Origin of the sequence: Microcystis protocystis FBCC-A270 (assembly GCF_050500235.1) — a bacterium.
Classification (GTDB): domain Bacteria; phylum Cyanobacteriota; class Cyanobacteriia; order Cyanobacteriales; family Microcystaceae; genus Microcystis; species Microcystis ichthyoblabe_A.
Window position 1 is genome coordinate 3,131,169 of sequence record NZ_CP191407.1, and the last position, 23,631, is coordinate 3,154,799.

Sequence of the window (23,631 nt, forward strand, 5' to 3'; positions counted from 1 at the left end):
GATGATAATGACTGTTATTCCCGACTTAAAAACTCTCTACGAAATTGATGATTCTCTCTGGTTAGAAGAAACTATCGAACTCTTAAAAGCGAAGAGATTTGACGCTTTAGACTTAGAGAATTTAATCGAGGAGTTAGAAGATTTGGGAAACGAAAAAAAGTTTCGTGTTGCTAGTTTATTAGAGCAAATTATTAGACATTGTTTATTGTTACAATTTTGGATAAGGGAAAGAGAATATAATCGTTCTCATTGGCGTTCAGAAATCGTCAATTTCAAAAACCAGATCGACACTTATTTAACTACTAATCTCCGCAATTATCTCACTCAAGAATCACCTCGTATTTACCAGAAAGCTTTAAATTATGTTAGAGAAAAAACCGATAATCAAGTTAGTTTTCCTGGGGAATGTCCCTACAGTTTAGAAAATCTTCTTGATCTCGATTGGTTCCCCCCAGAAAATGAATAAAGGAAAAAATGAAATGCTGAAAAAGTTTCTACGTTGGCTGATTATTGGGGGAACCTTATTTTTTGTTCTCAGTAACCTTAAAAATAACTGGGATAACGTCACCTCAGTTAGAATTGAAAATCATGGCTGGTTATTTCTTTTCTTGGCACTTGTAACCACTGTTATCGCTCAAATTTGGGCAGGATGGGTGTGGACATGGATACTCAAAAGCTATCAACAACCGATTAAAACCTCCACAGGAATTGGCATCTATATGATTACCAATTTAGGAAAATACTTACCTGGTAATATCGGTCACTTTTATGCTCGCATCGTGGCAATTAATAAAGCAGGAAGTGATTGGGGAATCGCCAGTTTAAGCGTTTTATTAGAACTTTTATTGCTGGTGTGTGCAGCCTTAGCCATAGCAGTTATTGGTAGTGGTTTAGGTTGGATGAAATCTAGCTCAAGTCTAGGGATACAGATATTAGTTTTAGGATTAATTTTAATCAGCATTCATCCCAAATTTTTAAATTATCCTCTCAAAATCCTTAGCCAAAAGAAAAAGATTGCTCAAGAACCTGTTTATCTAACTAAATATCCTCTCGTCCCTCTCTTGGGTGAAACTGGATTTTTATTGTGGCGCGGTGCGGGTTTTATTTTAGCTTGGATGGTGTTAAAAATGATTACCCCCGCTCAGATTTTACCCCTCTTAGGAACCTTTAGTTTTGCTTGGTTATTGGGTTTAGTTGTCCCCGGAGCGCCGGGGGGATTAGGAGTGTTTGAAGCTACAGCGATTGCACTTTTTGACACAGAAAAATTTCCCGCCGCTAACGTACTTGTCACCGTTGCTATCTATCGTTTAATTAGCATTCTCTCCGAAGTCATTGCCGCCGGAATCGGGACAAAATTAGTTAAAGATAAAGCCAAGTTTTTTGGTTAGCTTAAGGATATTATTCGGGTGTGTTAGCCCAGTATAATGCACCCGGAAGAAAAGTTTTGATCATTGTTAAGCGAAGATAATTTTCTCAACTCCTAACATCTATCTCCTCACTCCTAAATTCTGATGTAACATAGGATCAATAATCAGCAAAAACATGGATACTCCCACCTAGAGAGGCCGAAAAAATGACGATTGCCAAAAGCGACGAAACTGCCACCTCTCCGGCACTGATAGAAGAAGATTTCGAGGACTTCTGGGAACCCCCCCCACCCCCCACAGACTTAATTTTTGATGATGGTGAACCTTTGGAAAGCAACCGACACCGCATTGCCATGAATGTCTTGATTCGCTCCCTACAGCAGGGTTACGGTGAACGAGACGACTTCTACACCGGTGGCAATATGTTTATTTATTTCAGCCGTGAACAAGCCAAAAATCGCGATTTTCGCGGGCCAGATTTCTTCGCTGTCCTCAATGTCGATGGTACGAGAGAGCGACAGGGTTGGGTAATTTGGGAAGAAGAGGGACGTTATCCTGACGTTATCGTGGAATTAACCTCTCCTAGTACCGCTAAGACTGATAAAGTGCGAAAAAAGGCAATTTATGAGGGAACCTTCCGCACGCCAGATTATTTCATCTACGATCCTTTTGATGCCAATTCTTTACAAGGATGGCATTTAGGGGCCGACCAACGCTACCATTCTTTAGAACGAAACGAGCGCGGCTGGTTATGGTGCGAAACTTTAGGCTATTGGTTGGGAACTTGGGAAGGCACTATTGACCGAGAAACGGCAATCTGGGCAAGATTTTATGACTCGGAAGGCAATTTAATCCCCTTGCCAGAAGAAGCAGCCCAGGAGCAGGCGGCTGCAGCACAGGAGCAGGCGGCTGCAGCACAGGAGCAATTAAATGCTACTCAGCAAGCTCTGGAAGCGGAAAGACAGCGTTCTCAACGGCTGGCAGCTCGTTTGCAGGAAATGGGGATAGAGCTATAGTATAGCTGTATTTGTTTAGGTGAGGAGGTAAACTGCTCCTGTTCCTCCTCGCTCAAAGTCGGTTAATTTCTCCTTTCACGGTTGAGGGAGCCTGTAATCCCAGTCTATTTGAAATCTAGCTCGACATCTGTTTGCTGCTGTGATTAGCTTTTGACCAGTGAGTAATTATTGATCAGAGTTTTCTTGGATTCTTTCTTAAACAGTAAACAGTGAACTGAAAACTCAAATTTGATAACTGATAACTGATAACTGATAACTGTCTCAACTAGGAAATTTATTTGGCACGACTACTTATATGTCTAATCTATCTTTGGGCGCACAACCTCCTCTAGAATTTATACCCCCTGACCTTAATCCCTTGCTTTTAAAGGGATGTCAAATCTTTTTACCTCTCTGGTTACAAACTCAAACCAACTTAAGGGAAATTTCGGCCGCTAATCTAGAAACTTTAATCACATTTTATCAAAAAAGTCAAGAGAAAAAAGTACGTTTACTGCTTGCCTTTCGTCATCCCAGTATTAACGATCCCTACTGTATGGCCTATCTTTTGTGGAAATTAGTACCCAAAAAAGCCCAAGAGTTAGGAATAAAATTAAACAATCCAATTCACGCTTATTTTATGTACGATCGAGGGATTCCTTTATGGGCGGGAGAAAGGGTAGGATGGTTATATTCTAAGTTAGGTGGCACACCAATTCAACGGGGAAAAGCTGATTTAATCGGATTGCGTTCGGCTCGTCGTTTATTATTAGAAGGAGATTATCCTTTAGCCGCCGCTCCGGAAGGGGCAACTAACGGACATAATGAGCTTGTGAGTGCGATTGAACCGGGTATTTCTCAATTGGCTTTTTGGGGGGTGGATGATGTCAGAAAAGCTAAACAAGAGCAAGAAGTAATTATTTTACCCATTGGTATTCAGTATTTTTATCTGACTCCAGTGTGGCAAGAAATCGAGCGAATTTTAACTAATTTAGAAACCGATAGCGGTTTAGAAACAATCCCAAATTTATCCCTAGAAGAAAAGGTTTTATACGAGCGTCTTTTTCGTTTAGGAGAAAGATTATTATCCTTAATGGAGGATTTTTATCGAGATTTCTACTATCAATCTTTGCCTGTAGTGCCTGCCAATGGTGATGATCCAAATGAAACCCTAGCCAAACGTTTAGCCAATTTATTAGATGTGGCCTTACAAACCGTAGAAAAGTATTTTAATCTTTCTCCTAATGGTAATGTAATTGATCGCTGTCGTCGTTTAGAACAAGCAGGATGGGAACGCATTTATCGGGAAGAATTAAAACCCACTCATTCTATTTCTCCCCTTGAATTAGGATTAGCTGATCGCCTGGCCGATGAAGCTAATTTAAAAATGTGGCACATGAGAATTGTCGAAAGTTTCGTCTCAGTAACTGGTTATTATGTCAAAGAAAAACCCACCGTAGAAAGATTTGCTGAGACAATTTTATTACTCTGGGATTTAGTGACAAGAATTAAAGGAGGTAATCCCTTTTTCCGTCCCCAAATTGGTCAACAAAAAGCGATAATAACTATCGGTAAACCTATTTCCGTATCCGAGCGCTATGCCGATTATAAAAGCGAGCGACGCTCGGCCGTAGCACAATTAACCCAAGATTTACAAACCAGTTTAGAAAGTTTAATTATTCATCAGTAGATAATTAATATCAAAATGTTTTAATTTTTTATCCTATCTATGAGTAAATATAAAACTTTGCATATCAAAGAATCTATCTCTCTTTTAAAAGTCTATCTGCTAGAGGCAGAAAAAACTCAGCCGATACAAGCATTGATTGACTTTAAAACATCTCAGTCTGATAATATTAGACAGTTTGCTCAATTTTCAGATTATAGCTATAGCACATTATACAAATGGTTTAGGCGTTATCGTCAGCAAGGAATTAGAGAATTTATCAAAATTAATCCTCTAGAATCAACCATTGGAGAAACATTAATTAATCGAGACGGTGAAGTTATTTTTTACCAAGAAATATTCAATGATAAACAAAGTGAATATTTGCTAAATATTTTGCAAAATGAGATAGCTTGGCGACAGGATTATATAAAAATGATGGGGCAAACCTTACCTCTACCTCGATTAACTGCTTGGTATGGCGATTCAGATAAATCCTATACTTATTCAGGAATTAATATGAATCCTCTTGCTTGGACAGATACCTTATTATATATTAAAGAGAGAGCGGAAACTCTAGCAGGTACGAAATTTAATAGCGTGCTTCTGAATTTTTATCGAGATGGTCGAGATAGCGTCGCTTGGCATAGTGATGATGAACCAGAATTAGGCAAAAATCCAGTTATTGCATCGGTTAGTTTTGGCAGCACAAGAAAATTTTCACTTAAACATAAACAGGAGGAAGATATTATCAATCTTGAGCTAACATCAGGTAGTTTGCTAATCATGCGCGGAGCAACTCAACACCACTGGTTACATCAATTACCCAAAACTAATCACAATATTTCTGCGAGAATTAATCTTACTTTTAGGAATATTATCTAACCATGAACGAACTTAACAATTTATACCACTTAATTATCGAAAATTTAATTGATCTGAATAGATTACAGGGAAAAAGTCTTAGTATTAAATCTTACTTACAATCTTTGCAACCTGATGTTAAACGACTAAGAAGTAGTTTTCATACTAATCATGTAAGTGTAGATTATTCTAATTATAACACTCAGGCTGCTTACTTACTGGCTTACTATCCTCATTATGTAGAAATGACTTATAGAGTTTTGGAAAGCTTGCAAGAAAAAGACCCCAGCTTGATGCAGCTAGTTTTTGATAAAAAACATCTCAAAGTTTGTTTATTTTGCGCGGGTGCTGCACCTGAAGCTATTGGTTTATTAAGTTTTTTACGACAATTTTACCCAGAAGTAAAATCGATAGTTATCTATTCCTACGACCTATATTCTGATACTTGGCGAATCAGTCAAGACATCACTAAAAATATAATCAACAATTGCTTTAAAGACTATCATTTTGCTCTCCTCAGTCATCATTTAGATATAAATCAAATTGATTCCTTTTTTTCAATAGTTAGTAATATAAAAGACAGCAATATTTTCATGTTTCAAAACTGTTTAAATGAATTTGGAGAAAATGATAAAGATTTAAAAACAATACTTGAAAACATGAAATTCTTATCAGAAAATATGCCTAGCCATAGCTTTATGTTTATAAACGATTTGAGATTATACACTCAAGTTAACAGAATTATAGATAGTATTATTAGTATAATTAATGATTTAAATAAAACGAACTTTGATGATTACAATGAACAAGCATTTTTGATCAATAAGAGTATGGAAGAAACTTTCAAATCATCAATCGCCATTTCTGATAATGTAACGAAATATTTATTAACGGGTGCGAACAACTTAATTCCCAGAAAAATAATTAATTATAATTATCTTAGCGTTTACAAAATTTTCAGGAAAGAAAGCAAGCTATTTGAACAAAGTATTGATAATAAATATATCGATTTATTAGAACAAGTTAACCGACTACAAACTAAGTTTAATAGTTTTGATGTTAAGCTAGAACAGTTATTAGCTGTTGAAAGTAATTATTTAAAAATTTCTGAGATTGTAGAATCCTATGATCAAAAATTAGAGGAATTTCAGACAACCTTGCAAAAGCAAAAAGATACAATACAAGCTGATTTAGAAACTTTTAAATCTCATCTGCAAAATCTTGAGACTAAGAACTCGAAACAAAAAATTAAGTTAGAGGAAATTGAGCGCAGACTGAATCGTTTTCAGGAAGAACGAAAAAACTTAACACGCCAACTAGAGAGAAATCGCAAAGCCGTTATATTCGCCATCTTAATTGGCTTGCTAGGGGTTATTTTAGGAGTTATTGCTCTATTTCGATGAAAATAATAGACAATAATTAGGTTTTGCTGAAAAAGTTTGTTGTTGGAGTCAGTTATCAGTTATCAGTTATCAGTCATCAGTTATCAGTTCTCAGTTCACTGAGAAAACACCCCACACCCCACACCCCACACCAGGAAAAACTTTTTCAGCAGACCCTAGTATAGGAGATAGTACGGGAATCTGGAAAAACTCAATACCGAAAACCCTACCCCGGTCAGACAATCTTTTATCTATCCTAAAAGTGTAGAGATAAACCAACATCTCTAGCGTTAAGAAAACTTCGGAGGTGACTTATATGGCACTTATACGCTGGGAACCTTTCAGAGAAGTAGAAAGCCTACAGAAAGAAATGAATCGCTTGTTGGACCGTATTGTGCCGACTGATGTAGGCAATGGCGAAAAAGTGGGGTTATCCTTCATCCCGGCGGCGGAAATGACCGAAACGCCAGAGGCAGTTCAGCTTAAACTGGAAATACCCGGTATGGAAGCCAAAGACCTCAACGTGGAAGTAACAGCCGATAGTCTGACCATTAATGGTGAAAGAAAATCGGAAATTAAAACCGAAGAAGAAGGATTTACCCGCACTGAATTCCGTTATGGTAAATTCCATCGGGTTATTCCTCTACCGGTTCAGGTTGATAACACTAACGTGGCTGCTGAATACAAAGATGGTATTCTCAATCTCACCCTCCCGAAAGCGGAAGAAGAAAAAAATAAAGTGGTGAAAGTGTCCATCAGTCCTGCCATTGCTCAATGATATAGCACTCATTGTCCGGTCTTAAGCGAAAGAGTTGACCTAGTCTGATTAAACCGAAGCGGGAGTATTAAATCATACTTCCGCTTTTAGCTTCTTAACCCTTTAACTTAAAACTTCTAACACTGCTTGGGGTGATAATTTATCTTTAAACCAGATAACCTGAGCGGGTAGATTTTGAAATTTAACTCCGGCTTTTTCTAGATTTAACCGTTCCGATACGGCTAAAATTAGATTATTTGCTTGGGCCGATTTAACCTGTAAAAATTTCTTTTGTAGGTATTCTGGTCGCCAATAACCAACAATTTCGAGGAGAAAAACGCGACCATCGGGATGCACTAAACGGAAATCGGGAATCATCACTCCTCCGGGTAAAGGCACTAAATCCACTTCCCTTTCTAACTGCCATTCAGTTTTTAACTGTAACCAACGTTTAGCAAAAGATTCCTCTAACATACTATCGTAGGGTTTACCCGGGGAATAGTGGGACACCAGACCACAGTTATCCTCTAAATTGAACTGTTGTTTTTTAATAGTTCCTGTATAGGAATCTTTATACTGTAATTGTGCCTTCAAATTCCAGTGAGTAACATGGAGTAAGGCAGGAATTAATTTAGCGATTTCAAAGCCATAACGACTATTAGCTTTAAATAAACTGGTGGGACCATCGATAGTAATAGTAAATCCCGTGTCGGCATCCCCTTCGATATAAGTCATTAAACGAAATAGTTTTAGATAGCGAAAGAGATATTTATATTCCCCCGGATCGTTGCGATGGACGTTGATAATTAAATAACTGGCCCGATAAAAAATACCTTGAATTTGCGAGAGGTTAAAACGATGGATTAAGTTTTCGGGGGTGGGAGCATCAAATTGAGTGAGAATTTTATTCTCCGCTAAATCAGCATAGAGTCCTTTTTCTAGAGCTACTGGAAAAATTTCTTGATTTAATTCTTGGCTGAGTTGCTGGGCAATTTTCTCCAGAATTAGCGATCGATTTTGGGGAATAGGAACAAAGTTAGCCGCTTGTTCAAAAACTCTTTTTCTTAATTCCTGGGGTTCTAAGGGACTAATAATCTCAAAGTTGGCAAAATGATTGGTTAATAGGTGAGCAAATCCCCGTTTAATTTTATAATCGGGACTGTCTCCCTCCAAGATTAGGAGTTTTTGGCTTAATTCTCCCTTAGTTTGACCGATACTTTCCTGAAAACAGCTGATTTGTTCTTTGGCGATCGCCAGATAATCGGGAGCGATCGGTAAGCGTTTGGGAATAATTGTCTCGCCATTTTGACGGGAAATCAATAAATCGGTCGGTAACATGGCAAGCTAGAGAAGAATAGTCAGATGGGGAGAGGTGGGACGACAAGGAAAGGTCGAAACCCCAAAAATCCCCCGATTCTAACTATTTTGGTCGATATAACGCTCTAAATCCTCGATCACACGGGTTAATTCTGCTTCTGTGGTTAAGCGCAGGCGATCATCGCGAACCGTTAACAAAACTTTAGCCGAAAAAGGATTCGGATAAATATTGGGATTACAAAACACTTCCAGAAACACATCACCAGTGTGCTGATATTCCAGCGGTTTTTGGGGTTGGGGTTTACCCCCACTAGCGGCATTACTGGCGATCGCTTTCAGTCGATCGAGTAAAATGTTAATTTCCCTTTGCAAATCCAGAGCAGCACTGGGACTGAAACGAAAAGTAACGGAACCTTGCAAGAGATTAAGAGTTAAAGGAATCATCGAAGAAATTAGGTTAAGAGAAAGCCTGCAGCTAATTATATTAATTTGGGGAAATTTGGGGAAATTGGGTTTTGGGGGATGGTTCAGCCAACAGTAATCAGTCAGGTTCTTCGTTACTAGGTCCGGTTCGATCGGGTGATCGCTAAATCATCCCTTATAACCCCGTCCATTGCATAAGCAGGAACCGAAAGGCCATCAGTGAACTGAAAACTCACCACTGATAACTGATAACTGAAGTTACCGACGCGGAACGAGATTAATCCGGCCTTCGTCCATTTCATCCATGAGTAACTCGAGGGCCTCGTAATCCACATCAGAAACGTAGCCAAGACGACCGAGGAGTTCACTGATTCCGTTCTCGATTTCTGGGGTGATTTGACGATAATATAGGGCTTTTTCCACTAATTGGCGGATAGTCGGCCGGGTATCCACAATTTCCTTACTCTAGCTCAACAAATCTAGTTTCTGTATCCTGCTTTACTTTATTTTAACAAAAATACCGGTATAATAGTGGGTTATCATCAGTTATTCGGGATTAGAGCTTAAACCTAACGACTTTCCCCTAGTGTTCACCCTAATAAGCCTTGATGACTGTTTCTCTTTACTGCCCAGATTATGAGGTTAACCTAAAACCAGTTCCTCCCTACAGGGGTCAAGATTAAGAAAAGATTAATCTTTTCAAGAGAGAGGAAATTTATCAAGACCGGGGTTGCAAAATCAGAAAGTTAGGACATAATAGCGGTATCTGATTTCTAGTTAAAAGGTTCATTTATGAATTTCAAAGCCCAGCCATGAAAAGTCCCGTAAAAGTCCCAGAAATTGCTCTATTTGAGCCAAGTGGCTATATTACCGCCGCTAACGTCCTAGAATTTCAAGAGCAGCTGACCAATCTGGTTAACCGGAGTCGCTCTATCACTTTTCTTGTGGATATGAGTAGGGTGGAATTCCTCGACAGCGCTGGATTAATGGCTTTAGTTACCGTCTTTCGTCTGGCTCAAAGTCAAGAAAAATCCCTCAATATCTGTTCTATTCCACCTTCAGTCAAGATTATCTTTGAATTAACCCAACTGGACCGGGTTCTCTCGATTTTCCCTAGCCGTGCTGACTTTGATGCTGTTATCACCCTCCCCCAAGCGGCGTAAGCCGACAAAATAGGGTTTCTCGCCGTAATTTCTCGGCTGAACTCTCAATTCTACCGATAAATCACCTCTTGACCGGATAGATTCCCATTTATATAACCCACTCCTCATGACAACAATTTTTCTCAAGGAGAGCCATTATACTGCTGAGATGGCTCTCCTCCTGTTTGGATATTATCTCTAGGGACAAACTACTCTACACTTGTTCGGAGCAGCTCACAAAAGACTGTCTGTTAAGAAATTCCATGACTTTAGTGATGACAGGGGGGAAGGGGGGCAAGATGGTAGATAGGTAATGAGTAGTAATTTCCTAGAATCCATGACAGTCAACAATCTCCAGTATGCTTATTTTCCCGGTTGTGTCGCCCAAGGTGCCTGTCGGGAACTATATCTATCCACGGCAGCCCTGACGGAAGCTTTGGGGATTAATTTAGTCGAACTCAAAAAAGCTGCCTGTTGTGGTTCGGGAACCTATAAGGAAGATTCGCAACTCTTGGAAGATGCCGTCAATGCGCGCAATATTGCCCTAGCAGAAGCCCTCAATTTACCCCTGTTGACTCACTGTAGCACCTGTCAAGGGGTGATCGGTCATGTGGATGAGCGCTTGAAGGAAGCAAAGCATAATAATCCCAATTATGTTGAGGAAGTTAATAATTATTTACAGAAAGAACATTGTTCCCCCTACCAAGGTACGACGACGGTTAAACACCTACTCTGGGCAATTGTCGGCGATTATGGCTTAGATAATCTGGCGGCCAAGGTGATTCGTCCCTTATCAGGCTTAAATTGTGCCGGTTTTTATGGTTGTTATCTCCTGCGGGCCCAGGATACTCTCCCCTACGATAATCCTTTTCAGCCGGAATCCCTAGAAAATGTCTTTCGAGCGGTGGGAGCAAATCCGATTTATTATCAAGGACGCACTCAATGCTGTGGTTGGCCCCTGTCCAGTTATGCCACCACCCAATCGTTCCAAATGGCAGGAAAACACATTTTAGAGGCCATGGCAGCGGGGGCCGATTGTTTAGTCACCCCTTGTCCTTTATGCCATCTTAATCTTGATTCCCGACAACCGGAAGTGGCAAAAGTGATCGGTCGAAGTTTAGGTTTACCTGTACTACATTTTTCCCAATTAGTCGCTTTAGCGGTGGGAGTCAGTCCTGATCGTTTAGGATTAGATCGACACATCGTTTCCACTAAATCCCTCTTAAAGAAATTGGGGTTTTAGAACTCAATCAGGAGTGTTAGCAATGGATTGGTTAAAAAGAATTTTTGGCTTAGATAAACCGGCAGATGCCGCTAGTGCGATCACAGGTAAAGCCGCTGCTGCGGGTATTCCCCCCGAAAGAGTCGGATTAGACGGAAAATACGACGAAAGCGGACTAGCTAAACGAGTAGTTTTAGCTTTTGACGAGACACCGGATTTAGCTGATGAAGACAAATTGTGGGTCGCTCAAACTGGTAGTAAAGTTGTACTAAAAGGCAGGGTTTCCCATCAGGCGACTTTAAATAAAATGGTAGCAATTGCCAGTAAAGTCCATGGGGCAACCAGCGTCGATACCAGTCAAGTAACTATTGGGTGAAGTCGAACGGCTGTATTCCCCGTGAAAATTAACCACTGAGTAGGTGGATTAGCATTGTTTTTTGTTCCTGAGTTGTTGTTAGGTCATTGCCGGCTGATTAATTAGGGTCTGCTGAATAAATCTAAAAACCTTGCTGGATAAGACTTTTAGCCTTTTTTGAAATCCAAAAGTACCAGATATGGGAGTGATCAGGGGGAAATTCAGGTACTTTTTCCCTGAAAATTAGGTAATTGACCCCCTCAAAATCGGTAAAACCCCACACCCCACACCCTACACCCTACACCCTGCCCCTAGGAAAAACTTTTTCAGCAGACCCTAATTATGGTTAAATGTTAATCGGCTTTTCCTTTTAGGGAGACAAAACCGGGCCTATGGGAATTACTATTGTTACTATTTTGCGGGGTATGAAAACGATTTCTCAGTTCGGGGGGAGTGGGTAAACCCTGTTTCATTTCCGCCACTTTTAAGAGGATCAAATACTCATAAAAAGCTTGCAGAGTACACCAAGCAAAACCAGCTTTACCATCGAGAATTCCCGCTAGGATAAAATACATATAAAACCAACGAAGCAAGGGACGAAAAGGCAATCGTAGGGATAAATCTTTTAAAGCTCTCCGTCTATCTACTTCGGTTTCACCAAAAAATAAATTTTTCCAACTAACACCCCCGTTAGCCAACTGATGTAGGGTTTCTGCTGCTTCATCGGTAGAATAACGATTGTGTTTTTCAATCCAACGACTTAAACCCTTACTACAGGTATAGTGGGGATAGGTTTCTTCTAAAAAAGAGGTTTTTCCTCGACATTCTTCCCTTTCCGTGTGACCATAATCGCTAAACCAGACTTGATCTTTTCTAAATAGACGCATTTGATAACGGGGATACTGGGTGCTGCGACGAATCCAAGTTCCCATAAACATAACTCTTTCGGCCACATAAAAACCAGTAAATTCTGTCTGTTGCGTGGCACTCAGACATTCTGCATACAGTTGGGGTGTCATCCTTTCATCTGCTTCGAGGATATAAACCCAATCGTATTTAGTCTCGATATTTTCTAACATCCAAGTTCTTTGTTTACCATGACTTTCAAATTGATGCTGAATCACGCGCACTGGATAACGAGAAGCAATCTCTACTGTTTGATCGCTACTGTAGGAGTCAACCACAATCACATCATCGGATAGAAGTGCCGATTCTACACAGGCGGCAATATCAATTTCTTCGTTATAGGTGAGAATGTAAATGGAAAACATGGATATAATATGGTGTTTGATTATACGCAAACCGATCGGGCAGTAGTCCTATTTTGTACCAGAAAAAGCGGAACAAAAACCCATGTTATGCCAGAAACTTTCTCAAAACTACTAGACTGAGCCTATTTTACCCTTGATCGCCATTTTGTCAATATTCTTTAAGTATTACTTGAAAAATTCTGGCTCTTCGTTACTTGTTATGGTTCGATAGGGGGGCATAAATTGACTAAATCCTTCTCTGGCAAGAGACTTAATTGATGAGTTCGCTCTAGATAAAAAACAATTGACAAAAATCGCCAAATGCCTTTCTACATAAGGAGTCCATCCCTTATAACCCCAGTCCATTGCATAACACAAACCGAAGAACCAAAATTCTTTACCTGAGCTGACAGCGACCGGCGATGAGCTATTCCCCGCCATGAGATAATAGACGGTGCTTTATCTCTCCAGTAATTTTCGATGACTGCTGTTTCCGAGTGTTTTCGTTCTCTCCGTTCCCAGGGGAATTGTGCCTTAATTCCCTTTATTACTGCCGGTGATCCCGATTTATCTACTACTGCCCAAGCTTTACGCATTTTAGACCGGGCAGGGGCTGATCTGATCGAGTTGGGGGTTCCCTATTCCGATCCTCTTGCGGATGGTCCGGTTATTCAAGCGGCAGCCACCCGCGCTTTAAATCGGGGTGTCAAGTTGGAAGATGTGCTAGAAATCGTCAAAAATGCCCAGGGAGAGGTGAAAGCTCCGATTATTCTGTTTACTTACTATAATCCCATCTATCATCGCGGGATAGATGTCTTTTTAGACCAAATTAAAGCAGCCGGGGTGAGTGGTTTGGTGGTTCCCGATTTACCCCTAGAGGAAGCGGAAAGTCTGCTGCAACCGGCTGCCGCTAAGGGAATTGAAGTGATTTTATTGGTAGCGCCTACCAGTCCCCCGGAACGAATACAAGCGATCGCCAGGCAATCCCAAGGTTTTATTTATCTGGTTAGTGTCACGGGAGTGACGGGAATGCGGAAGCAAGTGGCCACCAGAGTGGAGGAATTGCTCGATTCTATCCGTTCTGTCACCGATAAACCCGTCGGGGTAGGATTTGGCATTTCTGACGCGACACAGGCGCTACAGGTGAAAAACTGGGGTGCTGATGCGGTAATTGTCGGCAGTGCCATGGTTAAACGTTTGGCCGATAATTACCCCGGCGATGGTCTAAAATCCCTCGAAGAACTTTGCCGTAGTTTAAAACAGGCGATTCGATGAGAGATGAGGGGTTACTGGATGCGGATTAGATCGAGCTTTCATGTCTTCTCGTTCTGAATTCGTTCAATAGATCTCTTGCAAAAGTAATCAAGATATATCCTTTTGTCGGTAACGAAGTTCGTAATTGTAGATACCAGCAATCAAATTCAATCTCAGACCAAATCGCCGTCTGCGATTTCTGTATCTTGATGAAAGTATCCGAAATATTTTGAGACGACGATGAATATGCTCTATAACTATGCGCCGTTGTGATAACTGACGATTGGCTTTTTTTTGCTCTTTACTTAGTTTTTCTTTTTTCTTTTTTTTATGAGGAATTTGACTGTTTTGATGGAGCTTCTGAATTCCTTGATAGCCTTTATCCCCTAATATTTCTATTTTCTTATTTAACCTTATTTTGCTCTCTTTCCACAGTCGAAAATCATGGACTCTTCCTTTCTCACAACGGACACAGATTACCTGCCCGCTTTTTTGGTCGCAACGCGCTCGCTGCGCGAGATCGGCAAGTACTTGCGACTTTAATGTGTGGTATCCCTGCTTGCCACTATAGTATGATTTCTGTTTTTTTTGGGTCTTTCTATCTCCTGTTCTGACACATCCACCACTATTACTTCTATTTCACTATTACTTTCTAAGAGGGCTTTTTTTCCAGGTAGATTAAACAGACCTGATTTGATGAGAATATTCTCTACTTTCCTAACAATTCTATACGCCGTTGATTCGTTAATACCCCAACTATTTCCCAGATGAAAATAGGTGCGATATTCTCGCCAATATTCTAGTGTTATTAGTAGTTGGTCTTCCGTACTCAATTTGCTAGGTCTACCTGTCTTTTTTTGCCAAACTTTTTCTGCCTTTAGGACTGTTACCATATCCTTAAATGTATCTGGATACACGCCACACAAGCGTTTGAACTCTGTTGGCTTTAAAGTTTTTACTTGTTCGTAAGTCATCTTTCAATCTTAACTCTTGGACTATTTTATCCTATTTTGTCTAGACTTATGCAAGAGATCTAATAAGGATCGTCCGAAAACCCGGGGCATATTCTGGTTGACTTCCACGATCAGCCGTTTAGCTGCCCTGGCGGCGCTGCTGGTGTAATCGTTATTGGTTCCGAAGGTGAAATAGCCGTTACTGTCCATCGGTGACACGGTTATACCATTTCTCTAAATGAAAACTACACATCGAATTTAAATCCCCCTTTAAGTTCCCCTTTTTAAGGGGGATTTAGGGGGATTAAACTTCTGTAGTCAGACTTTGGAGAATTGGTATTACTAGAAACGTGTCCAGATGAATGTGATCGCTAAAGAACCGCACCGATTGGCTGAAAGAATTCGGCACATAAAAGACAACCTTGCGATCGCCGTCTTCTTGTCCTTTTTTAACCAGGTCACGCTCGGCTTTCTGCATGAACATGGAATAGGGTTTGATGCGCCCCATCAATTCGTAGCGCAGCAGCGAGCGTTGCATGGGTTCTTCTGCGTGCATATAACTGGACTTCCCCGTTGACAAAAGGCCATAACCTATGCTGTAGGAGGGATTAAGAGAATTTCCGCCGCCCCGTTACTGGGTACAAATCAGGGAAACTCCCAATAAATCTAACGCTTTTTGTTGCAGTTGGGTCGGTCGAGTTATCTTAGAAAAACGATAACTTCCCTCCCTAATCGTACATTCCACTGTATTCAAGCAAATTGTCCCCAGGTCTTCCAACAAAGTCCGAAAACTATGCACAGGGAGGTTCTCTTGATTCCGTTTTTTTCTCTCTTTAGACTGAGCGGATTCACTCCGATTGGCTTTAATCACGTTCAGAGAACCATCATCAATTTCTTCATCCTCAAATAATAAAGGCTCTTCGTTACTCTTTATGCTAAATTAACATACAAGATGCCAAGACAACATACTTCTAACCCAAAAATTCCGAAAGTTTCTAAAGCCATAGGCTCTCCGTTTTATTAGTTTAAGTTTATTGTTGATTCCCTCGACCATCCCATTCGTTGTCCTTCGCTCGAAATAACTAATTATTTCTCCAAACCAGTTTCGGATTGTTTGACAACTCTTAGTAAAAACACTGGAGGATTTTGCCAACCATTCCGAGATGGATAGCAGTCCTTCTGTCGGATTCTCTGAGGTTTCATAAATCTTTCTAAATTCTTCCTTTAACTCGTGCATCTTTTTCAAATTTGGGAAATTTTCTTTGATAGCTTCTAGTTTGATTTTTTGGGTTTCCGTTAAATCTTTTTCATTTTTTAACAAGCTATATTTACTTCGCTTTAAAACTTCTAGCTTCGCTTCTTTTTCCGCTTTCTGTTTTTTATTTCTCTGCGCTTCTACGGCTCTTTTTTCTGCTTTTCTTTGTTCGTCTAACTCTTGATTAATTTGTTTCATTACATGAAATCTATCGGCGACTACCTCGGCCGATGGCATCAATTCTTTCACCAAATTTTTATAGGGCAACCAAAAATCTATGCTGACTTCTTCAATTTGCTCTAACACCTCTTTTCCCCAGCCTGTCAGCGTTTTCCTCAATTCTTCTTGTGTTCGCTTCTCTAGAATAGCTATTAGTTTTCCCGTATCTAAATTTACTAAAACTGCACAGTAATTTTTTTGCCCTTTGACTAGAGCGATTTCATCAATTCCTAGTCTTTTTAATTCCGATAGGTCTGGCTCTGTAATTTCTTCGGCGATGTCCTCTATCATTCTTTGAATCTCTTCTTCCGTTACGTCATTTCTTCGGCTAACATTTAAAATATCTCCTTCTTTTAATTGTTCGAGTATATTCTCGGCTAGTCTTTTTGTATAGGTTCGTTTCTTGGCGACAAAATCTAACTCTTCGCTAAAGGGTTTCTGCTGACAGGGGGACAAGAAGGCTGAAATCCATATATCGTAAGCTTTTCATGGTTTTAGCTCGAAAAAGTTTGCCGCACCATCTCTCACTTATTAATAATAATTCCTAGTAAGCTCGCTCCTATCCCTAGTTCTTTCGTTAGCTTTTTGCCTAGAATCGCTAGATCTATTTCTAGTGAGAGAAGCCAGAAGCCTTTGTTAGCAAGTTTTCTAGCTCGCTTGTCCCCCTGTCAGGGGTTTCTGACAATTACCGCACTTAAATTGACGACGATTAACTTGTAGGTACACTGGTTGACCTGAGATTGGTAAATCTTTGACTAAATGTCGATGATTTTGGTGGAGTTTATCGCTCTCTAACCCACAACGAGGACAGATTGCTTTTTGATTTTTCGATTCGATTCGGAAAACTATACCGATATTTTCTAGGTGTCGATAGCCTTGAATACAGGTTCCTTGTAGGTTCAAAAATTTGTCAAGTATCATAAGTAAAATAATCTCGTTTTTGGCAATTATATCAAATCTTAACTCAATTGTCTATCTTTTGGCATTAACCTGTTTGTGCCTTAAGTCCTTCCCTGTATGGATTTCAGCTACTTTTGAGCTTAGGTACTCTCATCGAATTTTATTTTAAGTTAATTATTTGCATAACAATTCCCGAAGAGCCGTTTTATTACCCCTTGAAGTCAATACCTCTCGTCAAGATAAGAGATAATATTCCTGGCAAGGTTTGGGAAAAAATCTCAAAATGTTGCGCCTCTCATCCGTTAAGTTACTAATCTTTTGATTGTCTTGAATAGGTCGGAGATGAATCCCTTGAAAGTTCTGAAATATCCAGCGTAATGTTGGTCTGTCAGTTAACTTACCCAACTGATTTTTCAGTCCCGTCTCCTGCTGTTTTAAGTTCAGACGAAGTTGTCTTTGACCAATAGTATAAACCAGCAGGTACAAGCCCATGAGCATGGCCATGACCTCGATTCTATGGGGAGATTTGAGAAAGACACTGTGGGCAAAAAAGCAGGAGTCTTTGAGAAAAGAAAATCCTCTTTCTGGAGCTTGTTGCCCTTTATATTTTTTGAGTATATCCTCACTGCTCAATCGTTTTTTCTCCAATTCGTTAGTTGCTAAAACGAATCGTCCTGCTCGTTTCTTTAGCCTCTCAATGGCTGGCAAATTTAACTCTAATTCGGCTTGAACTTGATAGCTTTGAGAGGATAAATCGTCTTTTGATTTAAGTTTTGACTGCTGGGACTCAGGCGGAATGAGATTGATTTTAATCTCCGTTAACTGATGATATTTTAAGGAGTCAGATAATCCCTTGAATATCGCCAACGCCACCGCTCTATTCTCAAATTCTCTTCGGGATAGTTGGCGGATTTTTTCTTGGGCAGAATTCTTTTCTTGCTCGATTTTTTTCTCTAATTTTTTCAAGTCTGATTCTTGTCTAGCTTGACTTTCAACTAGCAACCATCTTTGTTCTATCCCCCCATAGTTAGAGCTTGTTTCCCGCCAGGAATAACCCGGTATTTCTGAATCGGTTAACTCTTTTTCTGAGATGCTATCGACTAACTTTTGAGCCTCTTTAATGCTGAAGGGGACTCGAGACAACCAACGCATTTCTCTCATTAGTTTTAAATTCTCTTTGCTATAGAGGGCGCTATCGCCGACTATTAAACTGTCAAAGTCAACTTGTTTTTTAAATTCTCGGGCGATTTGACCAAAAACCGCTTTGTCCGCTTCATTTCCGTCCCCTACTTTCAGGAATAAAGGTACATCTCCATCCCCACTTACGATTAAGTCAATCATAAATTGTTTTAAGTCAGGTCTTCGGTCGCGGGAGTATCCGTAGGTAATTTTTATTGGCTTTTGTCTGGTTTCAATTTCTTCTCCCACTGCTCCTGATTTCAGGATTTCTACTGTTGGGTATTCCTTTTTATATTCTCCTTCTACTGATAGAGAAGTCGAATCTAAATGGGAATTCTCGGTTGCTACACCAAATTTTTTCACGGCGGCTAAACTAATGAGTAGGAAAATGACCGAAACATTAAGTTGATAAAGTTTGTCCATTACTCGACCAATTTTATCATCATTTAATTGTTTGGGTTCGATGCCCTCTCCCAGCAGATGTTCGGTTGCTTTATCTTCAAAAAATTGAGGAAATAAATACAAGTCCCAGGAGACAAATCCCAATCCATTCAGGATAATTGCTTTGACGACTTGCCCCGCTGTGACAATTTCTCCTCGCTCAATTGAGACTTGTTCGTTGATAATTTCAACGATTCCTATTTCATCGATAATTCCGGCTACTAATCCCAGATGGTCTAGATTTTTGACTTCAATTTCTGTTGATTGATTCCTGGTCGAACAGTCCACTCGCCTCAGTTTTCCAACAATTCCTATTTTTTCATAATTAGGGCTTGCTGAATAAATCTAAAAACCTTGTTGGATAAGGCTTTTAGACTTTTTTTCCCTCAAAAAGTGCCGACCATTGGAGGGATCGGGGGTAAAATTCAGGTACTTTTTCCCTGAAAATTAGGTAACTGACTACCTCAAAATCGGTAAAACCCTACACCCCACACCCCACACCCTGCCCCCACCAACAAACTTTTTCAGCAGACCCTAATTACTGAACTTCCCCCATACATATATACTATAATAGCCGAAAACCCTTATCCATCAATGGATACGCCCCTTAACCTTTCTTAATGTACCCATGTAATTTGTAACATTTCTTAATGGACAAGAATTCTCTCTATTTGCTAGAATGATAGCCATGTATATAGAAAAAGTTCCTAACCGTAATTCCCCCCCCGCCGTTCTTCTTCGGGAGTCCTACCGAGAAGGAGATCAAGTCAAAAAAAGAACCCTGGCCAATCTCTCAAAATTACCCGATGATATTATCGACAATCTGAAACTGGCTCTTAAAGGCGCAACACTGTCCATGACTGAAGGCATTCCCAATCATTTTGAAGTGATTAGAAGTCTTCCTCATGGTCATGTAATGGCTATTTTAGAGACGATTAAAAAATTAGGTTTAGATAAAATAATCAGTGAAAAATCCTCACGAATCAGAAACTTAGTGGTGGCGATGATTGTGGCAAGAATCATCAATCCTAAATCGAAACTAGCCACAGCGAGAGGGTTTAATAGCGAGACTTGTAGTCAGAGTTTAGGACAATTGTTAGACTTAGAGAAAGCCGATGAAGACGAATTATATAACGCCTTAGATTGGTTATTAGAAAAACAAGAGAAAATTGAGAAGCACCTAGCAATTAAACACTTAGAATCAGGAACATTAGTCTTGTATGATGGGCCAATTCAAGTCTGAATTGCATCACTGTCTGATCTACCTTTATAGAATACCTCATTCGGGGTACGATAGTCAAGACATTTTCGAGGACGATTGTTAATCAAGTTTACGGCTCTTTCCACCTCCTCTGGCTTAACGATTTTAAAATTCGTTCCCTTAGGGAAAAATTGTCTTAACAGTCCATTGGTATGCTCGTTTAATCCCCTCTCCCACGAATGATAAGGAGTAGCAAAATAAAAATCTGCTCCTAGTTTCTGACTCAACTCTTGATGTCCACAAAATTCTTTGCCGTTGTCACAAGTAAAGGTTTTTCTTTTGTCAGGGTGAATCTCTTGAAAAAGTTTTTCTGTGACTCTATTGATTTCCGATGCGGTTTTGTTTTTGGCTAATCCTGCTACTAAAAATTTCGAGGCTTTATCTACATGAGTAACGAGAACTCCTAGATGATTGCCTCCAATCATTGTGTCACTTTCCCAATGACCGATTTCAGTTTTCTGGTCAGCAATTACTGGTCGCTCGCTGATATCTACACGCCCTGGAATCCCTCCACGCTTACTTTTTGCTCCGCCTCGACTCTTTCTTTGACAAAGCCCCCGGCGTAAATATTTCTGGTACTCTCCACATCCGTGATAGTTCTGATAGATCATTTGATAGATGGTTTCGTGACTGAGAGATTCTTGACTGGCTCTTTTCAGACGACCTGCTATTTGTTCGGGACTATGATAATCTTTCAATCCTTCTTTGACCAACTCTAAGGCTGACTCGCTGACATTTTTAAAGGGTTGTTTGGCATTTTTTCGCCTTGTCTCGCTTTCAGCTTGTGCTGTGTCAGGTAGATAGCAGCCAAGAGAACTTTGATTCCTTTTTAATTCCCGTGATATTGTGCTTTGATGACATCCGAGCCAGACGGCCATTTGCCGTTGAGATAAATTTCCCTCCTGACTAAGTTGGTAGAGCAAGTTTCTGGCTCTTCTAGGTTCTGTGTGAGCATGGTATAATAGTAACACAGAACAGGAGGTGGGTTATGTGGATAAATTTTGATCAACTCCTCGATTTACCAAATGTAACAGTGGTCAATTATCAAAAAATTGCTCAGACAATTTTCCTAAAGCTCGCTCTTTTAAATGAAACAATTGAATGTCCGAATTGCCATCAAACCTTGGACAGAATCAATCAGACAGAGTATAATCTAGTCAGAGATTTGTCAATATTAGGCAATCCGGTATATTTAGAAGTACCACGCCGCCAGTTTCATTGTCAAAAGTGCCAAAAGTATATCAGCGAAAGACTGAGTTTTATGAGATTAAGACAGCCTCAGACAATTCGCTATGAATCGATGATTTATGAGAGAGTAAAAAATTGTAGCATCGAAGAAATAAGTCGAGAAGAAGGGTTAGGATGGTCAGAAGTTGAGTTAATATTTAATCACTGTGCTAAAGAACTAGAAAAGGAAGAGTGGGAAGCACCAGAACGAATAAGCTTGGATGAATTTAGTAACTTAAAAGGACATAAAGATTTCATAACAACGGTCGTAGATCTGGACAAAAAAATTTTACTAGATGTGATTAAAGGACATAAGCAAGAAGAATTAATGGAAGCCTTAAAGGCACAGCCAGACGCAGTTCGGGAGAAGGTGAAAGAAGTGAGCGTCGATATGTGGTCAGGATTTACAGCAGTGAGCAAGGAATTATTTCCCAATGCTAAAATCATCTATGACCGTTTTCATGTAATGGATATCATTAATGACGAGCTTAATAAATTGAGAAAGTTAATGGGGGTGCATGAAAAAGGATTACCTCATTTATTATGGAAGAATAAAGAGGACTTAAAGGACGAGCAAAAACAACAACTAGAAGTTATCCTGAAAGAACATCCCTGCTTGGGAATAGCCTGGGAAATGAAAGAAGAAATTAGACAAATTTATCAAAGTAGTAGAACGTTCAGAGGTGCTGAGAGAAAATTGGAAAAATGGATAAGAATAGGCGGGATATTATATCAAAGTAGTGCCAGCATGATCCAGAAGCATTTGCCTGGTATTTGTAATTACTTTGAAAATCATATAACCAACGGATTAATTGAGGGAATGAATACCAAAATCAAGCTTATTAAAAGAATGAGTTATGGATTTACCAATTTTGAACATCTTCGACTTAAGCTGTTTGCTTGCTTTAATTTATAACAAAAATTAACACACGAAAACCAGGAGAGCCTTTATTTTTTTAATTAACTGGGAATTCTGTTAATGAATAGATTCAGGAATTTTTAAAAGTGTATGTATTAAAAATCGCTTTGTTGGTTTTTATGCTGAATAAGCTCACTCAAGAATAATCGGATTATTGGTATTTTATTAATCCATATTGTATTAATCTTATAGTAAAATAATCCGTAGGTTGGGTTAAACGAAGTGCAACCCAACACAAAACATGAAGAATAATAGGGGGATGATGTTGGGTTTCATGCTTCAACCCAACCTACAAAATAGGCGATCAGCCTTCTGTAAAACTTCCGCAGTGACCGACTCGCTTAGATAATACTCCCCGCAATTCTGACAGATATCCGCAGGGACTTGTTTTAAAATCACGATACAATTATCTCTCTCTAAAGTAACGGTAACAAAACCCGATCGAGTCGTACCGTGTTTACAGATCACACATTCCATAACTCTTATCTTCCCTTACTATGTTTGCGGGGTGAGCAATGCCCACCCCGTTCACGATTAATTACTAAACTCGTATTCTATCTCTTGAATCTTCTCCTTTACCCAGCCGTTAAACAAATCAACACCGATTTTCAGAGCCAACTCCTCGGTTAATTTTGGTTTAAGGATTTCCTCGACAAAAATCAGGTGAAAACCTCGATCGCCTTGCAGCGGCTTCAACAATCGAGAAGAATCCGATGCGAAAATTGCGGACGAAAGATTCGGTCGTAAATCCTTACGGTAAACAGTACCGCGATAACCCCCCTTGCGTCGTAACTCCACATCCTCGATATAGCGATGCGCTACTTCCTGAAAGCTGATTTCCTCCTCCTGAATCGATTCATACAACTCCTCCGCCATCGCCTGATCTGCTAACACCACCTCGTAGATCACCGCGCCAGTATAATCCAGCTGGTGTTCCATAAAATAGGATTCAATTTTGTCTGCGAAAAGATGTTCGACTAATTTACCCGATAGTAAACTGAATTGAACGATCGCCTCGAAATCATCTAGGGATAAGCCCTGTTTTTGCAACCAATTCCATGTATCTTTGGCGTTATGTAATTCTTTGGCGAGACGGAATTGATCGGCCGCCTGTTGTAACTCGTCAGTCGTGTTTTTAATCCCCGCTGCCGTGGCGGTTTCGGTGATGATTTTCCGAGCGATAATTCCCTCGACCATTTCGGGGACTTTCCCCGATAGCTTAAGCTGTTGGATAAGGTCTTGATTGGTGATGGTGATACTATGGGACATAATGACTCCTGAAA

At 39.9% G+C, this 23,631-nt stretch carries 24 protein-coding genes and 3 pseudogenes; 13 read left to right on the plus strand and 14 right to left on the minus strand.

Translation table 11 applies throughout. The annotated features are described in order from the left end of the window. Positions 1-7: 7 nt before the first annotated feature. The 7 genes from ACQY1X_RS15160 (at position 8) to ACQY1X_RS15190 (ending at position 7,052) form a co-directional block, all read left to right on the plus strand. Positions 8-466 carry a DUF29 domain-containing protein gene (locus ACQY1X_RS15160; RefSeq protein ID WP_430013064.1) on the plus strand — a complete coding sequence of 153 codons (459 nt, stop codon included), beginning with the start codon at positions 8-10 and terminating at the stop codon, positions 464-466. Continuing rightward, on the plus strand, positions 459-1,388 hold the full coding sequence (locus ACQY1X_RS15165) for a lysylphosphatidylglycerol synthase transmembrane domain-containing protein (protein ID WP_024969564.1): 930 nt from the start codon (positions 459-461) through the stop codon (positions 1,386-1,388). Before ACQY1X_RS15160 ends, ACQY1X_RS15165 begins: the two co-directional genes overlap by 8 nt. A 185-nt stretch (positions 1,389-1,573) precedes the next feature. Next, a complete protein-coding gene (locus tag ACQY1X_RS15170) occupies positions 1,574-2,383 on the plus strand; it encodes a Uma2 family endonuclease (protein ID WP_430013065.1) in 810 nt (269 codons plus the stop codon). Between the two features lie 295 nt (positions 2,384-2,678). Then, positions 2,679-4,052: a 1-acyl-sn-glycerol-3-phosphate acyltransferase gene (locus tag ACQY1X_RS15175; protein ID WP_430013066.1), complete on the plus strand. Its 1,374-nt coding sequence runs from the start codon at positions 2,679-2,681 to the stop codon at positions 4,050-4,052. Between the two features lie 39 nt (positions 4,053-4,091). Beyond that, on the plus strand, positions 4,092-4,913 hold the full coding sequence (locus ACQY1X_RS15180) for an alpha-ketoglutarate-dependent dioxygenase AlkB (RefSeq protein WP_002742372.1): 822 nt from the start codon (positions 4,092-4,094) through the stop codon (positions 4,911-4,913). A gap of 2 nt (positions 4,914-4,915) precedes the next feature. Next, complete coding sequence (locus ACQY1X_RS15185) at positions 4,916-6,295, plus strand: hypothetical protein (RefSeq protein ID WP_430014842.1); 1,380 nt, start codon at positions 4,916-4,918, stop codon at positions 6,293-6,295. Between the two features lie 295 nt (positions 6,296-6,590). Continuing rightward, positions 6,591-7,052 carry an Hsp20/alpha crystallin family protein gene (locus tag ACQY1X_RS15190; RefSeq protein WP_002733604.1) on the plus strand — a complete coding sequence of 154 codons (462 nt, stop codon included), beginning with the start codon at positions 6,591-6,593 and terminating at the stop codon, positions 7,050-7,052. A gap of 102 nt (positions 7,053-7,154) precedes the next feature. Here the strand turns inward: ACQY1X_RS15190 and ACQY1X_RS15195 are convergent, their stop codons facing one another. The 3 genes from ACQY1X_RS15195 to ACQY1X_RS15205 form a co-directional block, all read right to left on the minus strand. Beyond that, complete coding sequence (locus tag ACQY1X_RS15195; RefSeq protein ID WP_430014843.1) at positions 7,155-8,369, minus strand: DUF790 family protein; 1,215 nt, start codon at positions 8,367-8,369, stop codon at positions 7,155-7,157. A 78-nt stretch (positions 8,370-8,447) separates the two neighbouring features. Further along, the gene (locus tag ACQY1X_RS15200) at positions 8,448-8,792 is read right to left on the minus strand and encodes a hypothetical protein (protein ID WP_002732938.1); all 345 of its coding nucleotides are present in this window, start codon (positions 8,790-8,792) and stop codon (positions 8,448-8,450) included. Positions 8,793-9,029: 237 nt separating this feature from the next. Next, positions 9,030-9,224: a hypothetical protein gene (locus ACQY1X_RS15205; protein WP_430014844.1), complete on the minus strand. Its 195-nt coding sequence runs from the start codon at positions 9,222-9,224 to the stop codon at positions 9,030-9,032. Positions 9,225-9,583: 359 nt separating this feature from the next. Between ACQY1X_RS15205 and ACQY1X_RS15210 the strand changes: the two genes are divergently transcribed. The 3 genes from ACQY1X_RS15210 to ACQY1X_RS15220 all read left to right on the plus strand — a co-directional run bounded on the left by ACQY1X_RS15210 (position 9,584) and on the right by ACQY1X_RS15220 (position 11,511). Beyond that, positions 9,584-9,934 carry an STAS domain-containing protein gene (locus ACQY1X_RS15210; protein ID WP_002742362.1) on the plus strand — a complete coding sequence of 117 codons (351 nt, stop codon included), beginning with the start codon at positions 9,584-9,586 and terminating at the stop codon, positions 9,932-9,934. Between the two features lie 292 nt (positions 9,935-10,226). Continuing rightward, complete coding sequence (locus tag ACQY1X_RS15215; protein ID WP_002776286.1) at positions 10,227-11,156, plus strand: CoB--CoM heterodisulfide reductase iron-sulfur subunit B family protein; 930 nt, start codon at positions 10,227-10,229, stop codon at positions 11,154-11,156. Positions 11,157-11,178: 22 nt separating this feature from the next. Beyond that, positions 11,179-11,511, plus strand: a complete 333-nt coding sequence (locus ACQY1X_RS15220; RefSeq protein WP_016515043.1) for a hypothetical protein — start codon at positions 11,179-11,181, stop codon at positions 11,509-11,511. A 332-nt stretch (positions 11,512-11,843) separates the two neighbouring features. Here the strand turns inward: ACQY1X_RS15220 and ACQY1X_RS15225 are convergent, their stop codons facing one another. Next, positions 11,844-12,761: a glycosyltransferase family 2 protein gene (locus ACQY1X_RS15225; protein WP_002732786.1), complete on the minus strand. Its 918-nt coding sequence runs from the start codon at positions 12,759-12,761 to the stop codon at positions 11,844-11,846. A gap of 459 nt (positions 12,762-13,220) precedes the next feature. Between ACQY1X_RS15225 and trpA the strand changes: the two genes are divergently transcribed. Continuing rightward, positions 13,221-14,015 (plus strand): tryptophan synthase subunit alpha, encoded by a 795-nt coding sequence (gene trpA, locus ACQY1X_RS15230; RefSeq protein ID WP_430013068.1) that lies wholly within the window; start codon positions 13,221-13,223, stop codon positions 14,013-14,015. 87 nt (positions 14,016-14,102) lie between these two features. Here trpA and ACQY1X_RS15235 read toward each other — a convergent pair. From ACQY1X_RS15235 to ACQY1X_RS15265, 7 genes and pseudogenes are all read right to left on the minus strand, one after another. Continuing rightward, positions 14,103-14,968 (minus strand): IS5 family transposase gene (locus ACQY1X_RS15235; protein WP_420065259.1). Its coding sequence is split into 2 segments (ribosomal slippage): positions 14,103-14,578 and positions 14,578-14,968, totalling 867 coding nucleotides; the frame shifts between segments, so codons are not numbered across the junction. Positions 14,969-14,989: 21 nt separating this feature from the next. Then, positions 14,990-15,166, minus strand: coding sequence for a hypothetical protein (locus ACQY1X_RS15240; RefSeq protein WP_306766097.1), 177 nt, complete (start codon positions 15,164-15,166; stop codon positions 14,990-14,992). Between the two features lie 85 nt (positions 15,167-15,251). After that, complete coding sequence (locus tag ACQY1X_RS15245) at positions 15,252-15,503, minus strand: hypothetical protein (RefSeq protein WP_069474849.1); 252 nt, start codon at positions 15,501-15,503, stop codon at positions 15,252-15,254. Positions 15,504-15,578: 75 nt separating this feature from the next. Continuing rightward, positions 15,579-15,863, minus strand: a pseudogene (locus tag ACQY1X_RS15250) (IS1634 family transposase); the annotation flags it as partial. 24 nt (positions 15,864-15,887) lie between these two features. Continuing rightward, a pseudogene (locus ACQY1X_RS15255) lies at positions 15,888-16,862 on the minus strand (ISL3 family transposase); the annotation flags it as partial. A gap of 207 nt (positions 16,863-17,069) precedes the next feature. Next, complete coding sequence (locus tag ACQY1X_RS15260; RefSeq protein ID WP_430013069.1) at positions 17,070-17,342, minus strand: transposase family protein; 273 nt, start codon at positions 17,340-17,342, stop codon at positions 17,070-17,072. Positions 17,343-17,555: 213 nt separating this feature from the next. Continuing rightward, positions 17,556-19,229 carry an IS1634 family transposase gene (locus tag ACQY1X_RS15265; protein WP_430013070.1) on the minus strand — a complete coding sequence of 558 codons (1,674 nt, stop codon included), beginning with the start codon at positions 19,227-19,229 and terminating at the stop codon, positions 17,556-17,558. A gap of 400 nt (positions 19,230-19,629) precedes the next feature. On the opposite strand from ACQY1X_RS15265, the pseudogene ACQY1X_RS15270 reads away from it, so the two are divergent. Continuing rightward, positions 19,630-20,166, plus strand: a pseudogene (locus tag ACQY1X_RS15270) (IS1634 family transposase); the annotation flags it as partial. A gap of 8 nt (positions 20,167-20,174) precedes the next feature. Here the strand turns inward: ACQY1X_RS15270 and ACQY1X_RS15275 are convergent. After that, positions 20,175-21,173 (minus strand): IS30-like element ISMae39 family transposase, encoded by a 999-nt coding sequence (locus ACQY1X_RS15275; RefSeq protein ID WP_430013071.1) that lies wholly within the window; start codon positions 21,171-21,173, stop codon positions 20,175-20,177. Between the two features lie 17 nt (positions 21,174-21,190). Between ACQY1X_RS15275 and ACQY1X_RS15280 the strand changes: the two genes are divergently transcribed. Further along, positions 21,191-22,345 carry an ISL3 family transposase gene (locus tag ACQY1X_RS15280; RefSeq protein ID WP_002735266.1) on the plus strand — a complete coding sequence of 385 codons (1,155 nt, stop codon included), beginning with the start codon at positions 21,191-21,193 and terminating at the stop codon, positions 22,343-22,345. Positions 22,346-22,627: 282 nt separating this feature from the next. Here the strand turns inward: ACQY1X_RS15280 and ACQY1X_RS15285 are convergent, their stop codons facing one another. Together ACQY1X_RS15285 and ACQY1X_RS15290 are read right to left on the minus strand one after the other, a co-directional pair. Then, the gene (locus ACQY1X_RS15285; RefSeq protein ID WP_069475497.1) at positions 22,628-22,825 is read right to left on the minus strand and encodes a type II toxin-antitoxin system MqsA family antitoxin; all 198 of its coding nucleotides are present in this window, start codon (positions 22,823-22,825) and stop codon (positions 22,628-22,630) included. 57 nt (positions 22,826-22,882) lie between these two features. After that, on the minus strand, positions 22,883-23,617 hold the full coding sequence (locus ACQY1X_RS15290; RefSeq protein WP_430013072.1) for a foldase protein PrsA: 735 nt from the start codon (positions 23,615-23,617) through the stop codon (positions 22,883-22,885). Positions 23,618-23,631 lie beyond the last annotated feature (14 nt).

Excerpts from the sequence above, each read along its gene's own strand:
- ACQY1X_RS15260 (WP_430013069.1), bottom strand. The coding sequence starts at position 17,342 with ATGATACTTGACAAATTTTTGAACCTACAAGGAACCTGTATTCAAGGC.
- ACQY1X_RS15210 (WP_002742362.1), top strand. The coding sequence starts at position 9,584 with ATGAAAAGTCCCGTAAAAGTCCCAGAAATTGCTCTATTTGAGCCAAGT.
- ACQY1X_RS15285 (WP_069475497.1), bottom strand. The coding sequence starts at position 22,825 with ATGGAATGTGTGATCTGTAAACACGGTACGACTCGATCGGGTTTTGTT.
- ACQY1X_RS15180 (WP_002742372.1), top strand. The coding sequence starts at position 4,092 with ATGAGTAAATATAAAACTTTGCATATCAAAGAATCTATCTCTCTTTTA.
- trpA (WP_430013068.1), top strand. The coding sequence starts at position 13,221 with ATGACTGCTGTTTCCGAGTGTTTTCGTTCTCTCCGTTCCCAGGGGAAT.
- ACQY1X_RS15220 (WP_016515043.1), top strand. The coding sequence starts at position 11,179 with ATGGATTGGTTAAAAAGAATTTTTGGCTTAGATAAACCGGCAGATGCC.
- ACQY1X_RS15245 (WP_069474849.1), bottom strand. The coding sequence starts at position 15,503 with ATGCACGCAGAAGAACCCATGCAACGCTCGCTGCTGCGCTACGAATTG.
- ACQY1X_RS15200 (WP_002732938.1), bottom strand. The coding sequence starts at position 8,792 with ATGATTCCTTTAACTCTTAATCTCTTGCAAGGTTCCGTTACTTTTCGT.
- ACQY1X_RS15225 (WP_002732786.1), bottom strand. The coding sequence starts at position 12,761 with ATGTTTTCCATTTACATTCTCACCTATAACGAAGAAATTGATATTGCC.
- ACQY1X_RS15170 (WP_430013065.1), top strand. The coding sequence starts at position 1,574 with ATGACGATTGCCAAAAGCGACGAAACTGCCACCTCTCCGGCACTGATA.
- ACQY1X_RS15195 (WP_430014843.1), bottom strand. The coding sequence starts at position 8,369 with ATGTTACCGACCGATTTATTGATTTCCCGTCAAAATGGCGAGACAATT.
- ACQY1X_RS15165 (WP_024969564.1), top strand. The coding sequence starts at position 459 with ATGAATAAAGGAAAAAATGAAATGCTGAAAAAGTTTCTACGTTGGCTG.
- ACQY1X_RS15280 (WP_002735266.1), top strand. The coding sequence starts at position 21,191 with ATGTGGATAAATTTTGATCAACTCCTCGATTTACCAAATGTAACAGTG.
- ACQY1X_RS15290 (WP_430013072.1), bottom strand. The coding sequence starts at position 23,617 with ATGTCCCATAGTATCACCATCACCAATCAAGACCTTATCCAACAGCTT.
- ACQY1X_RS15185 (WP_430014842.1), top strand. The coding sequence starts at position 4,916 with ATGAACGAACTTAACAATTTATACCACTTAATTATCGAAAATTTAATT.
- ACQY1X_RS15160 (WP_430013064.1), top strand. The coding sequence starts at position 8 with ATGACTGTTATTCCCGACTTAAAAACTCTCTACGAAATTGATGATTCT.
- ACQY1X_RS15215 (WP_002776286.1), top strand. The coding sequence starts at position 10,227 with ATGAGTAGTAATTTCCTAGAATCCATGACAGTCAACAATCTCCAGTAT.
- ACQY1X_RS15190 (WP_002733604.1), top strand. The coding sequence starts at position 6,591 with ATGGCACTTATACGCTGGGAACCTTTCAGAGAAGTAGAAAGCCTACAG.
- ACQY1X_RS15175 (WP_430013066.1), top strand. The coding sequence starts at position 2,679 with ATGTCTAATCTATCTTTGGGCGCACAACCTCCTCTAGAATTTATACCC.